The following is a 12,545-nucleotide window of genomic DNA, read 5'->3' on the forward strand; positions in this document are numbered from 1 at the left end:
CTCTGTAAGTCGCACTATAGTAAGTTTCGAGTCGCACAATAGCGTACACTTGTACGCCGAACAAGTCCGATCAGACATTTTCTGCGGAAATTTGCACCGATGGACTCACATCGTTAAGATCGTGCCACTGCCTGTCAGACGAGTAACTTACGTGAAACAAAACGCTATACAACCCGCCAACCTCGAATTCAACGCTGAGGGTACACCTGTTTCCCGAGATTTTGATGACGTCTATTTTTCTAATGATAACGGACTCGAAGAAACTCGCTATGTTTTCCTCGACGGAAACCAGCTCAGCACCCGCTTCCCGGAGCATCCGCGGAGCCTGTTTGTGGTCGCGGAAAGTGGATTCGGCACCGGGCTGAATTTTTTAACCCTCTGGCAGGCGTTTAACCAGTTTCACGCTGCCCACCCTGAGGCTACGCTACAAAGATTACATTTCATCAGTTTCGAAAAATTCCCGCTGACCGCGCACGATCTGCGGCTCGCCCATCAGCGCTGGCCAGAGCTTGCTGCCTGGGCGGAGCAGCTTCAGGCGCAGTGGCCGCCCCACATCGGCGGCTGCCATCGTCTGATTCTGGACGATGGACGCGTGACGCTGGATTTATGGCTTGGCGACATCAATGACCTGACCGATACCCTCGACGATTCGATGAATCAGACGGTGGACGCGTGGTTCCTTGACGGCTTTGCCCCCGCCAAAAACCCGGACATGTGGAGCCAGCATCTGTTTAGCGCGATGGCGCGGCTGGCGCGTCCTGGCGCGACGCTTGCCACCTTCACCTCGGCAGGCTTTGTCCGCCGCGGGCTGCAGGAGGCGGGCTTTACCATGCAGAAGACCAAAGGTTTTGGCCGCAAGCGCGACATGCTGGTCGGCAGAATGGAGCAGACGCTGGACATCCCCGCACAGGCGCCCTGGTTTGCGCGCCGCGCCAGCGCATCCCGTGAGGTGGCGATAGTCGGCGGGGGGATCGCCAGCGCTCTGCTGTCCCTCGCGCTTCTCCACCGCGGCTGGCAGGTCACGCTCTACTGCGCTGACGACGCACCCGCCTGTGGAGCGTCCGGTAACCGTCAGGGGGCGCTCTACCCGCTTTTAAGCGCGCACGATCCGGCCCTGTTCCAGTTTTTCCCCGCGGCGTTTACCTTCGCTCGTCGCCTGTACGACGCCCTGCCGGTGGCGTTCGATCATGACTGGTGCGGCGTCACGCAGCTCGGCTGGGATGAAAAGAGCCAGCAAAAAATCACGCAGATGCTGTCGCTGGGTCTGCCTGACGAGATTGCCCGCGCGGTAAGTGCGCAAGAGGTGGCAGACACCGCTGGCGTGGAAACCGGATGTGGGGGCATTCAGTATCCGCTCGGCGGCTGGCTGTGCCCGGCTGAACTGACAGCGGCGGTCATTGCGCTGGCGCAGTCGCGCGGGCTGACGACGCATTATGCTCACAAGGTTGAATCGTTGAGCCGGACAGAACGCTGGAATCTGCGTTTTGCCGATGGCAAAGAGGCGAGCCATGCCAGCATTGTGCTGGCAAACGGGCATAACATCAGCCAGTTTATCCAGACAGAGACGTTGCCGGTTTATTCGGTCGGAGGCCAGGTAAGCCATATTCCTTCCGCGCCCGAACTGAGCAAACTGCGTCAGGTGCTGTGCTATGACGGCTATCTGACGCCGCAAAATCCGTCTAACGGCCATCACTGCATCGGGGCCAGCTATCATCGTGGCGAAACGGATATGCGCTACAGCGACGCGGATCAGGCCCAGAACCGCCAGCGCCTGATTGACTGTTTCCCGGATGCGGCGTGGGCGAAAGAGGTTGACGTCAGCGAGGGTGACGCGCGCTGCGGCGTGCGCTGCGCCACCCGCGATCATCTGCCGATGGCGGGAAATGTGCCGGACTACGACGCGACGCTTGAGGCCTATCAGGATCTGGCTGATAACCGGGATAACGCGGTAAGCGCGCCGGTTTATCCCGAGCTGTATATGCTGGGTGGATTAGGGTCTCGTGGGCTCTGTTCTGCGCCGCTGCTGGCAGAAGCGTTAGCCGCGCAAATGAGCGGCGAGCCGATCCCGCTGGACAGGGTTACGCTTGCAGGGCTGAATCCGAATCGCTTGTGGGTACGGAAACTGCTGAAGGGGAAGAAGGTTAAGTAGGTGCGGCCTGGTGCCCTCACCCGTCCCTCTCCCACAGGGAGAGGGTGGTGAAACACTTACTTCGCTTTCGCCTGCTGGAACAATTTGTCCCACATGCCCAGCACCAGTGACTGGTCGCGCGGAGAGAGCTCCCCGGCCAGAATGGCTTTCTCCAGGCTGCGAGTGACTTCAGCGTGAACGGCATCAGCAGAGTGATCGTCCCCCGCTTCCAGCTCGGCTACCGCGAGCGTCAGGTGACCACGCAGATAACCGCTGGCGAACAGCTCATCATCGCTGGCATGTTCCACCATGTCATCAATTAACGCCAGAATGCGTGATTCAAATTCTGCGATCATCTTCTTTCCTCTGTTAAAGATCTTCCGGCCAAGGGAAGCATTCCGCCGTGATAACCGGCGTGTGGTAATAATTCTGTAAGGCCTCGATCAGACGTGCCGGACGTTCCGGGATGCCTTTCTCAAGATATTCCATCACCTGCGCGTGAACGCGGCGCTGGAAGACGATACGGTCTGGCTCGAAGTCGCCTTCGAGGTTGTCACAGCTGACGTTGAACGGGAAACCCGCCGCGACGCAGAATAGCCATTCCAGCGCCTGCGGCTTCACTTCCACATCTTCAAACTGGCCCTGAGTGGCGGCATCACGTCCGTCCGGGCAGTACCAGTAACCGAAGTCCACCAGCTCGCGCCGCGCTTTACCCGCAATGCACCAGTGCGAAATCTCGTGCAAGCCGCTGGCATAAAAGCCGTGGGCAAAGACGATGCGGTTATACGGAACCTCCGCATCAGCAGGAAGATAGATCGGTTCGTCGTCGCCTTTAATCAGACGGGTATTAAAATCGTCAGCAAAACAGCCGTCGAAAATCTCAATCAGCTGTTCGTATTTATGCGTACTGTTCATTAGTGCATCCCCAACCAGGTGAGGATCTCCTGTCCATGGCTGTCATAAAGAAGTTTGGCGCTCATTACGGCCGAGACGATGACGATCATCGGGCGAATAAGTTTTTGTCCTTTGCTTAATACCAGACGCGAGCCCGCGCGCGCGCCCAGGAACTGCCCTGCCATCATCACAAACCCGGTTGCCCAGATAACCTTGCCGCCAATGATAAACAGCAGCAGGCCTCCGACGTTTGAGGTCGCGTTGAGCACTTTGGCATGAGCGGTGGATTTGGCGAGGTTAAACCCAGCCAGCGTCACGAACGCCAGCGCGTAAAATGAACCGGCCCCCGGCCCGAAGAAACCGTCGTAAAAACCCACGCAGCCCCCGGCAATCAGGGCAAACGGCAGGCCGTGCAGACGACGCTGGCGGTCTTCTTCACCGAGCTTTGGCATCAGCAGGAAGTAAAGCCCGATGCAGATGACCAGAATCGGCAGGATCTGGCGCAAAATATCGGACTGCACGTGCTGAACCAGCAGCGCACCCGACGTGGAGCCGATAAAGGTCATCAGGATATTGAGCTTCTGATCGGCCAGGCTCACCACCTTACGGCGGATAAAATAGAGCGACGCCGAGAGCGAGCCGCCGCAGGCCTGAAGCTTATTGGTGGCAAGCGCCTGCGCCGGGCTCATGCCCGCCGCCAGCAGAGCGGGCACGGTTAACAACCCGCCGCCGCCCGCGAGCGCGTCGATAAAACCGGCCAGCATGGCCACAAAGAACAGCACCACCAGCAGCAGCGGTGACACCATAAACAGATCGACGAAATTATCCATTAAAGTACATGCTCATCCAGTAGCGCCTGGCAGGAAGGCGGCAACGGAGGCGGTGTCTTCTTCTCAGGCTTAGAGGTTCCAGGTTTTGCCGGTTCAAACCAGCTTTGCAGTTCCGCACCGCAGCCATCGCCTGGCGGCGGAAGTGGCTGATCTTCACATTCCAGGCTATTCGCCGGGCAGCGCAGACGAACGTGCATGTGCGCACGATGCTGGAACCACGGGCGCACTTTGCGCAGCCAGTCGCGATCGGTTCCTGCATCCAGGCAGAGCTGCTGCTTGATGGCCGGGTTGACGAAAATCCGCGTGACGTCGTTATCTTCTGCCGCCAGCTTGATCATGCTGGATACGTCCCGCGTCCACAGGGACGGCACAACGCGCTTGCCGTCGCTCGCCACCAGATCCAGCGCCTGCGGTTTCAGCAGTTGGGCGGAGGTCCAGCGCGTTTTCGGCAGCTGCAGGAAGATATCGACATCCAGTCCGGTCTGGTGACTGGCGTGTCCACCGTTAAAACGCCCGCCGGCAGGCATCCCCATATCGCCAATCAGCATCGTGCCCAGCCCCAGGTTATGCACCTGGTTTCCCAGGCGCTGGATGAACAGCACCAGGTCAGGGTGGCCAAAGTAACGACGCTGGTCGGTACGCATCACCTGATAGGTATCAGACTGGAGTGGAAGCTCCTGGGCACCGACGATACAGCCGTTGGAAAAGGCGCCAATGGACTGCGCGCTCCCCGCCACCGGGTGGGTGATTTTTTGCCACGGTGTGGCGGCCAGACTGGCTCCACTGGCAAGCAGCGCCAGCAGAGCAATTGCGGTTTTTTTCATGTTTACCAGCGTGGAATGGTGGTCGTCACATCCGCATTCTGCGCGCGCTGGCGCAGGAAGTGATCCATCAGCACGATCGCCAGCATCGCTTCTGCGATCGGCACCGCGCGGATCCCCACGCACGGATCGTGACGTCCTTTGGTGATCATCTCAACTTCTTCGCCATCGCGGTTAATCGTGTGGCCCGGCACGGTAATGCTGGAAGTTGGCTTCAGCGCGATGTTGGCAACAATCTGCTGCCCGCTGCTGATACCGCCCAGGATACCGCCCGCATGGTTGCTCTGGAAGCCCGCTTTCGTGATTTCATCGCGGTTCTGACTGCCGCGAAGCTGAACCACGTCAAAGCCGTCGCCAATCTCTACGCCCTTCACCGCGTTGATGCTCATCAGCGCGTGGGCAATGTCGGCGTCGAGACGGTCGAATACCGGCTCGCCCCAGCCAGCCGGGACGCCGTCGGCCACCACGGTCACTTTCGCGCCAATGGAGTCGCCCTCTTTTTTCAGGCCGCGCATCAGTTCGTCCAGCGCCTCAAGCTTGTCGGCATCGGCGCAGAAGAACGGGTTTTGTTCAACCTGATCCCAGTCCTTGATCGCCAGCGGAATGTCGCCCATCTGGGTCAGACAGCCGCGGATAACGATGCCAAATTTCTGCTGCAGGTATTTTTTGGCAATCGCCCCTGCCGCCACGCGCATCGCGGTTTCACGCGCGGAAGAGCGCCCGCCGCCGCGATAGTCGCGGAAGCCGTACTTTTGCTCGTAGGTGTAGTCGGCGTGGCCCGGACGGAAGACGTCTTTGATGGCGCCGTAGTCCTGGGAGCGCTGATCGGTGTTTTCGATCAGCAGACCAATGCTGGTGCCGGTGGTGCGGCCTTCAAAGACGCCGGAGAGAATTTTTACCTGGTCCGGCTCGCGACGCTGCGTGGTGTAGCGAGAGGTGCCCGGGCGACGACGGTCGAGGTCGTGCTGTAAATCGGCTTCTGTCAGTTCGATGCCTGGCGGTACGCCATCAACGATACAGCCCAGCGCCAGCCCGTGTGATTCCCCAAAGGTGGTCACGCGGAATACCTGTCCAATACTGTTTCCTGCCATCACGGCTCCGATGTTGTTGTTTGTGTTTGAGCGTTGTGAAACGGGCCGAAGCCCGCTGGATTAATCTTTATAGATGCTGAAGTGTTCGCGCGCGTCGAGCAGCTGCGCTTTGGTCAGCATAAAGACGCCGTCACCGCCGTTGTCGAACTCAAGCCAGGTGAACGGCACATCCGGGTACTGCTCTATCAGATGTACCATGCTGTTGCCCACTTCACAAATCAGAACGCCGTCGTCGGTCAGGTAATCCGGCGCGCAGGCCAGAATGCGGCGGGTCAGCTTCAGGCCGTCAGAGCCTGACGCCAGACCGAGCTCCGGCTCGTGACGGTATTCGTTCGGCAGATCGGACATGTCTTCCGCATCGACGTACGGCGGATTGGTGACGATCAGATCGTACTGCAGCGTCGGCAGATCGCGGAACAGGTCAGAGCGAATTGGCGTAACGTGATGGATCAGGCCGTGCTCTTCAATGTTGTGCTCGGTCACGGCCAGCGCGTCGGTGGAGATATCGACGGCGTCCACTTCCGCTTCCGGGAAGGCGTACGCGCAGGCGATGGCGATACAGCCGCTGCCGGTACACATATCCAGAATGTGCTGCGGCTGATGGCCGATCAGGCCTTCAAAGTGGTTGTTAATCAACTCACCAATCGGCGAGCGCGGCACCAGCACGCGTTCATCGACATAGAACTCGTGGCCGCAGAACCAGGCTTTGTTGGTCAGATAGGCGACCGGAATGCGCTCGTTCACGCGGCGGATCACGCGCTCAACGATGCGGTGTTTTTCGCTGGAGGTCAGGCGCGCGGTGCGCATGTCTTCCGGAATATCCAGCGGCAGGTAGAGAGACGGCAGCACCAGTTGCACGGCCTCATCCCACGGGTTGTCGGTACCGTGACCGTACCAGATATTGGCGGCGCTGAAGCGGCTAACCGACCAGCGCAACATGTCCTGTATGGTATGCAGCTCGTTTACTGCTTCATCGACAAATATTTTATCCACTCTTTCCTCCAGGGCATGCTCGCATAATTTTCGGCGGCTAGTTTGCCATGAAGACGGCGATAAATCAGCAATGACGCGTCGCGCTTGAGGTTAAAAAATGCGTTTAGTCGGGTACACTATCGGAAATACGAGATGAGAATGACGAATGAAAAAGAAAACATCGCTCAGTGAGGAGGATCAGGCGCTCTTCCGCCAGCTGATGACCGGGACGCGGAAAATCGCGCAGGACACCATCGTCCATCGCCCGCAGCGTAAAAAAATTAGCGAAGTACCGGTCAAACGTCTGCTGCAGGAGCAGGCGGATAACAGCCACTATTTTTCAGATGAATTTCAGCCGTTGCTTAATACGCAAGGGGCTGTTAAGTACGTACGCGAAGACGTCAGCCATTTTGAGCTGAAAAAATTACGCCGCGGGGATTATTCGCCGGAGCTGTTTCTCGATCTGCACGGTTTAACGCAGATGCAGGCGAAACAGGAGCTGGGGGCGTTGATCGCTGCCTGTCGCCGTGAACATGTTTTTTGCGCCTGCGTGATGCATGGCCACGGTAAACATATCCTCAAGCAACAGACGCCGCTGTGGCTGGCTCAGCACCCGCACGTAATGGCTTTTCATCAGGCACCGAAAGAGTACGGCGGAGATGCCGCGTTGCTGGTGTTGATTGAAGTGGAAGAGTGGCAGCCGCCAGAGTTGCCCTGACAGAATGGCGGGAAGCACATTGCGCCCCGCCATATCGCACGTCACGTCAGATGGCTTTTGCCATCTTCAGGTTGCACGGACTCATTTGCCAGTTGAAGACACCTTTGCCCGTTTCGTCGAGAGAAACGTTGGCAATGGCGGATGTCGTGAACATCGGCGGGGTCTCGCCCGGGCACAGCTCAGATACCAGATAGCCAACCAGTGGCAGGTGGGAAATGACCAGCGCGGAAGCGACACCTTCATTGCACAGCGCCTGAAGATAAGCGCTGACAAGACCTACATCGCCACACGGGGTGAGTTCAGGGAGAACATCCACGCTGGTCGGCAGGTTCATACACTCCCCTACCACATCCAGCGTCTGTTCTGCACGCAGGAACGGACTCACCAGAACGCGTTCGATGTCCACTTTTTGACCGTTAAGCCAGGTCGCCATCAGACGAGATTCGTCGCAGCCACAGACGGTCAAAGGACGTACTGAGTCACTGGCGGCATCGAGTGCCGCGTCGCCGTGACGCATGATAAAAACTTGCATATTGCACCGCTTTTGTTAACCAGAATCACCGGCGTTAACTACCCGCGATAAATGCTATGAGGTAGAAAACCCGATGGCCGGGCATTGTGCCTGATCCATTCGGTGAATTAAACGCTGTTTTTTACCTCAATGGCGTAAGTATAGTCAATCTCTGTTTACAAAATCGCCAGAACAGGTCCATTCACCTCAGGATTTACCCTTCTTTGACCTCAGCTTACGAGGACAGTTTCCCTTGCAGGCCAAAATGTCTGGCCGCGTTCCGCCATCTGCAATAATTCGTCACACGGCGTAAACCGGGGACCATATTGCGAAGCCAGACGTTGCAGGATTGCAACCACTTCACCCGCGCCGAGCGTATCCATGTAACGGAACGGGCCGCCAAGGAACGGCGGGAAACCAATACCAAATACCGCGCCGATGTCGCCATCGCGTGCACTCTTGATCACCTGCTCATCAAAGCAGCGCGCCGCTTCATTGAGCATCATCATCACGCAGCGCTCAGCGCACTGAACGGCGGACAGTTTTCCCTGACCTGTGGTCGAAATGAGTCCATATACCGAAGGGTCGACCTGTTTCCTGCTTTTACGCCCTTTCGCGCCGTAAAGATAGAAACCGCGTTCATTTTTTCTGCCTTTGCGATCGTCCTTCAAAATCGCAGAAACAATGTTTGCAGGGGGGCTAAAACGATCGCCATATGCAGCTTCCAGCACTGGTATAATTTTAGTGCCGGTGTCTATTCCCACCTCATCCAAAAGTTGGATTGGGCCAACGGGGAAACCAAACTTTACCAGCGCCTCGTCGACGTGCTCAATCTTCTCCCCTTCCGACAGCAACCGCATGGCTTCATTAATGTAGGGCGCCAGAATGCGGTTGACGTAGAAGCCAGCTTTGTCCGCTACCACAATCGGGGTTTTGCCCTGTTTTTTCGCCAGCTTCACCACGGTGGCAACAGTTTGCGGATTGGTCGTCGCGTGCGGAATAACCTCCACCAGCGGCATTTTTTCTACCGGGCTAAAGAAGTGCAGTCCGATCACCTGCTCCGGACGCACGGCTTTCGCCGCGATATCGCCAATCGGTAATGACGACGTGTTAGAGGCAAAAATGGTGTGCGGGGCGCAATGTTGCTCAACGTCTGCCACCATCTGTTGTTTAAGCGCCAGATCTTCAAACACGGCTTCAATCACCAGATCGCGGTGCGCAAAACCGCTGTAATCCGTCGTACCGGAGATCATCGCCAGGGTTTTATCACGCTCGCTTGCCTTGATATGGCGGCGCTTGACCTTTAGATCAAGGTTCAGCCAGCTGTACTGCAGCGCGTGGTTGATCCCCTTAGGATTAATGTCTTTGATTCGTACAGGCAATTTGCCTTTGCTGGCGGTAACAAAAGCGATACCGCCGCCCATGAGTCCCCCACCCAGTACGCCAACGGCACGCAGCGGCGCAGGCTCAGCCTCGCTGCCCGGATCTTTTTTCACGTCCGTGCTGGCGAAGAAGATGCTGCGCAGCGCCTGCGACTGCGGCGTCATCGCCAGTTCGCCAAAGGCTTTGGCCTCCGCGGCATAACCGCTGCTGCTGCCCTGCGACAGCCCGGTTTCGATCACGTCCAGGATCCGCTTTGCCGCCGGGTAATTGCCTTTGGTTTTTTGTTCGGTCTTTTTGCCCACCATGTTGAACAGGAGGGTTCTTCCCAACGGGCCGGCAAGCACGCGCTCGCGAACCGGCAGAGGACGTTTTGCCTGACGCCCTTTCAACGCAAGCTCAACGGCGGCCTCCAGCAAAATGGACTGCGGCACGACATCATCGACCAGACCGGCTTTCAGCGCCTGACGGGCACGCAGCTGTTTACCGGTTAAGATCATCTCCAGCGCCGTGCTGACACCCACCAGGCGCGGCAGCCGTTGCGTTCCGCCGGAGCCAGGCAGAAGTCCCAGCTGCACTTCCGGCAGGCCCAGAATCGTTTTCGCATCGTCGGTGCAAATCCGGCTGTGACAGGCCAGCGCCAGCTCAAGCCCACCGCCCAGACAGGCACCGTGGATCGCGGCAATGACCGGGATCGGCAGACCGTTGATCTCCGCCATCACCTGCTGCCCCTGACGCGCCAGCTCTTCGGCTTCCAGGGCGCTTTGCGCCCGGGCGATCATGTTGATATCCGCGCCGGCGATAAAGTTATCCGGCTTGGCAGAGATAAATACCAGACCGCGAATCGCTTTATTGTCGCGGATCTGCTTTAGCATCGCGCGCACCTGAACACCAAATTCGGCCTTCAGGGTATTCATCTTTTCATCAGGCACATCAATAGTGATAACGGCCACGTTATCGAGGCGAACCGTCAGATTAAATGCAGATGGCATATCCATTATTCAGCCTCCAGAACCATTGCTGCGCCAAGGCCACCCGCCGCACAGGCGGTAACGAGGCCAAACCCGCCGCCACGGCGACGGAGTTCATGTAATGTTTGCGTGATCATCCTCGCCCCTGTGGCGGCAAACGGATGACCGTAGGCGATAGAGCCGCCCAGCACGTTGAATTTACTCTGATCCACTTCGCCCGTGGCATGGGCGCGGCCCAGCACATCGCGCGCGAAACGCTCGCTTGCCAGCAGCTGGACGTTTGCCAGGGTTTGCGCGGCAAACGCTTCGTGCATATCAATCAGGGTTAAATCAGCCAGCGTCAGCCCCGCGCGCTCCAGCGCCAGCGGCGTGGACCACGCCGGACCTAACAGCATGTCCTGCCAGACATCAATAGCGGTGAAGGCATAGCTGCGTAGATAGCCCAGGGGAGTGATGCCCAGCTCCTTCGCGCGGGATTCGGTCATCAGGATCACGGCGGCGGCGCCATCCGTCAGCGGCGTGCTGTTCGCCGCCGTCACCGTGCCGTGTTTGCGGTCAAACGCCGGGCGCAGTTTGGCGTAATCCGCCAGCGTTGAGGTGCCGCGAATATTGTTATCTTCCGCAAGCGGTTCACGGTAGGGGGGGATATAGGCGGTCATGACCTCGTCGGCCAGCTTGCCTTCCGACCAGGCTTTTGCCGCAAGCTGATGCGAGCGATGCGCCAGGGCATCCTGCTGTTCACGCGTAATGCCGTACGTTTTTGCCATCTGCTCGGCGGTATCGCCCATGCGCAGGCCGGTGGAGTATTCCGCGACGGCAGGTGGTACAGGCATGAGGTCGCGCAGACGTAAACGCGAGAAGAGTTTGAGTTTCTGACTCGTCGTACGGGCTTTATTGGCATCCACCAGGATGCGCGCCAGCTTTTTACTGGCCCCAATCGGCAGCACCGAAGAGGAGTCCGCCCCACCCGCAATCCCGGCGCGAATCGTGCCCGCCATCAGGCTTTCAGCGACGTTAGCTACGGCCTGGAAGCTGGTTGCGCAGGCGCGGCTGACGCTGTAGGCATCAGTATGCACGTTCATCCCGGTACCGAGGACGATTTCACGCGCAATATTGGGGGCTTCAGGCATCTGCACAACCTGACCAAATACCAGCTGTTCGATGACGTCAGGCGGAATTTCGCTGCGAGCCAGCATCTCCCCCACTACCATTTTTCCCAGGTCGACGGCCGGTATGCCATGAAACGCCGTTGCCTGACGCGCAAACGGCGTGCGCAACCCACTGACTATGGCAATGCGATCGCCCTGACGGGTAATAAGCGGTAATGCCTGACTCATAACACTCCCCTGTAAAAAATTTTCGCAAACATAAAGTGGTCTGACCTGATAATAGTCTTAACCATTTTTTTACATTCAGCCAATCGGGGAAACGAAAAAGTGCGAGCTAAAACACAGAGAAGAAAAAGAAAATGCCCCAAGGAAAAAGCAAAACGGTAACCCATAGGTTACCGTTTTTAGTATTTGCACCCTCTCCCGTGGGAGAGGGCTGGGGTTGAGGGCATCAGGCCACAGAGATTAACGCAGGCCCAGCTGGAAAATCAGCGTTTCTGCTTCACAGGCGAAGACAAAGTCGATGTCCAGCTTCACTCCACCTTCCACTTCGGTAAAGGTAGACTTGATTTCACACGGATCGGATTCAACGTCACGCGCACGCTTGCTCAGCGCGGCCAGGGTCTCTTCCGCTTCGGCACGGTTGGTGAATACACGGCTGTAAGAGGCGGTGCAATCGGTGTTGTCCATGATGGTCCCAACATCCATACAGCAGCAAACCGGGGTTTCATCAGCACTGCATTTACTCATAGCTCAATTTCCTCTGTATTCGCGCAGCGCGCGAGATAAACACGATGCTGCTATTTTACGCCCCGGAGCGGGCGCTCTCCAGCCGTTAATGGCGTAAAAGCGGATAAGTGACCAATATCACACTAAAAAATGATCTAAAACAAAAACCACCCTTTTGGGTGAGTATTGATGGTCACAATTTTGCCAACCAGATCTCGTTTCACGAAACATGTTTGAAAATATTAATAAACAAACTTGCAACATTCCGGCTGGTCAGACCTATACTCTGGCCACTGGTCTGATTTGTCTGTCATACCTCAGACCCTACACTTCGCGCTCCTGTTACGGTATGTAACAATTATTGAATAAAAATAACTCAATGAGGTTATGG

General features: G+C 57.3%; 12 protein-coding genes. 2 read left to right on the forward strand and 10 right to left on the reverse strand.

Going from position 1 to position 12,545, the window contains the following annotated elements; translation table 11 throughout:
- Positions 1-151: 151 nt before the first annotated feature.
- Positions 152-2,149 (forward strand): bifunctional tRNA (5-methylaminomethyl-2-thiouridine)(34)-methyltransferase MnmD/FAD-dependent 5-carboxymethylaminomethyl-2-thiouridine(34) oxidoreductase MnmC, encoded by a 1,998-nt coding sequence (gene mnmC, locus F0320_RS15250; RefSeq protein ID WP_126329834.1) that lies wholly within the window; start codon positions 152-154, stop codon positions 2,147-2,149.
- Between the two features lie 56 nt (positions 2,150-2,205).
- Here mnmC and F0320_RS15255 read toward each other — a convergent pair whose 3' ends face one another.
- From F0320_RS15255 to prmB, 6 genes are read right to left on the reverse strand one after another with little or no spacing between them, the layout of a single operon-like run.
- Positions 2,206-2,484 carry a YfcL family protein gene (locus F0320_RS15255; RefSeq protein ID WP_047652588.1) on the reverse strand — a complete coding sequence of 93 codons (279 nt, stop codon included), beginning with the start codon at positions 2,482-2,484 and terminating at the stop codon, positions 2,206-2,208.
- A 13-nt stretch (positions 2,485-2,497) separates the two neighbouring features.
- A complete protein-coding gene (locus F0320_RS15260; RefSeq protein ID WP_033146101.1) occupies positions 2,498-3,043 on the reverse strand; it encodes an elongation factor P hydroxylase in 546 nt (181 codons plus the stop codon).
- On the reverse strand, positions 3,043-3,852 hold the full coding sequence (locus F0320_RS15265) for a sulfite exporter TauE/SafE family protein (RefSeq protein WP_032642026.1): 810 nt from the start codon (positions 3,850-3,852) through the stop codon (positions 3,043-3,045). The genes F0320_RS15260 and F0320_RS15265 overlap by 1 nt, the downstream gene beginning before the upstream one ends.
- Complete coding sequence (gene mepA / locus F0320_RS15270) at positions 3,852-4,676, reverse strand: penicillin-insensitive murein endopeptidase (protein ID WP_024908935.1); 825 nt, start codon at positions 4,674-4,676, stop codon at positions 3,852-3,854. The genes F0320_RS15265 and mepA overlap by 1 nt, the downstream gene beginning before the upstream one ends.
- Positions 4,677-4,678: 2 nt before the next feature.
- On the reverse strand, positions 4,679-5,764 hold the full coding sequence (gene aroC / locus F0320_RS15275) for a chorismate synthase (protein ID WP_045888688.1): 1,086 nt from the start codon (positions 5,762-5,764) through the stop codon (positions 4,679-4,681).
- Between the two features lie 60 nt (positions 5,765-5,824).
- Positions 5,825-6,757 carry a 50S ribosomal protein L3 N(5)-glutamine methyltransferase gene (prmB, locus tag F0320_RS15280; protein ID WP_008502612.1) on the reverse strand — a complete coding sequence of 311 codons (933 nt, stop codon included), beginning with the start codon at positions 6,755-6,757 and terminating at the stop codon, positions 5,825-5,827.
- A gap of 145 nt (positions 6,758-6,902) precedes the next feature.
- On the opposite strand from prmB, the gene smrB reads away from it, so the two are divergent.
- Entirely contained in the window at positions 6,903-7,454 is a 552-nt protein-coding gene (smrB, locus tag F0320_RS15285; RefSeq protein WP_008502613.1) for an endonuclease SmrB, read from the forward strand.
- A gap of 46 nt (positions 7,455-7,500) precedes the next feature.
- On the opposite strand, the gene sixA is transcribed toward smrB, so the two are convergent.
- The 4 genes from sixA to F0320_RS15305 form a co-directional block, all read right to left on the reverse strand.
- Positions 7,501-7,986: a phosphohistidine phosphatase SixA gene (gene sixA, locus F0320_RS15290; protein WP_032659231.1), complete on the reverse strand. Its 486-nt coding sequence runs from the start codon at positions 7,984-7,986 to the stop codon at positions 7,501-7,503.
- A 209-nt stretch (positions 7,987-8,195) separates the two neighbouring features.
- On the reverse strand, positions 8,196-10,343 hold the full coding sequence (fadJ, locus tag F0320_RS15295) for a fatty acid oxidation complex subunit alpha FadJ (RefSeq protein WP_149323830.1): 2,148 nt from the start codon (positions 10,341-10,343) through the stop codon (positions 8,196-8,198).
- The gene (fadI, locus tag F0320_RS15300; protein WP_126329838.1) at positions 10,343-11,653 is read right to left on the reverse strand and encodes an acetyl-CoA C-acyltransferase FadI; all 1,311 of its coding nucleotides are present in this window, start codon (positions 11,651-11,653) and stop codon (positions 10,343-10,345) included. Before fadI ends, fadJ begins: the two co-directional genes overlap by 1 nt.
- 237 nt (positions 11,654-11,890) lie before the next feature.
- A complete protein-coding gene (locus F0320_RS15305; protein ID WP_023336445.1) occupies positions 11,891-12,175 on the reverse strand; it encodes a YfcZ/YiiS family protein in 285 nt (94 codons plus the stop codon).
- Positions 12,176-12,545 lie beyond the last annotated feature (370 nt).

It is taken from the genome of Enterobacter dykesii (assembly GCF_008364625.2).
GTDB lineage: Bacteria > Pseudomonadota > Gammaproteobacteria > Enterobacterales > Enterobacteriaceae > Enterobacter > Enterobacter dykesii.

Excerpts from the sequence above, each read along its gene's own strand:
- smrB (WP_008502613.1), top strand. The coding sequence starts at position 6,903 with ATGAAAAAGAAAACATCGCTCAGTGAGGAGGATCAGGCGCTCTTCCGC.
- sixA (WP_032659231.1), bottom strand. The coding sequence starts at position 7,986 with ATGCAAGTTTTTATCATGCGTCACGGCGACGCGGCACTCGATGCCGCC.
- F0320_RS15265 (WP_032642026.1), bottom strand. The coding sequence starts at position 3,852 with ATGGATAATTTCGTCGATCTGTTTATGGTGTCACCGCTGCTGCTGGTG.
- F0320_RS15260 (WP_033146101.1), bottom strand. The coding sequence starts at position 3,043 with ATGAACAGTACGCATAAATACGAACAGCTGATTGAGATTTTCGACGGC.
- mepA (WP_024908935.1), bottom strand. The coding sequence starts at position 4,676 with ATGAAAAAAACCGCAATTGCTCTGCTGGCGCTGCTTGCCAGTGGAGCC.
- fadI (WP_126329838.1), bottom strand. The coding sequence starts at position 11,653 with ATGAGTCAGGCATTACCGCTTATTACCCGTCAGGGCGATCGCATTGCC.
- F0320_RS15255 (WP_047652588.1), bottom strand. The coding sequence starts at position 2,484 with ATGATCGCAGAATTTGAATCACGCATTCTGGCGTTAATTGATGACATG.
- fadJ (WP_149323830.1), bottom strand. The coding sequence starts at position 10,343 with ATGGATATGCCATCTGCATTTAATCTGACGGTTCGCCTCGATAACGTG.
- F0320_RS15305 (WP_023336445.1), bottom strand. The coding sequence starts at position 12,175 with ATGAGTAAATGCAGTGCTGATGAAACCCCGGTTTGCTGCTGTATGGAT.
- aroC (WP_045888688.1), bottom strand. The coding sequence starts at position 5,764 with ATGGCAGGAAACAGTATTGGACAGGTATTCCGCGTGACCACCTTTGGG.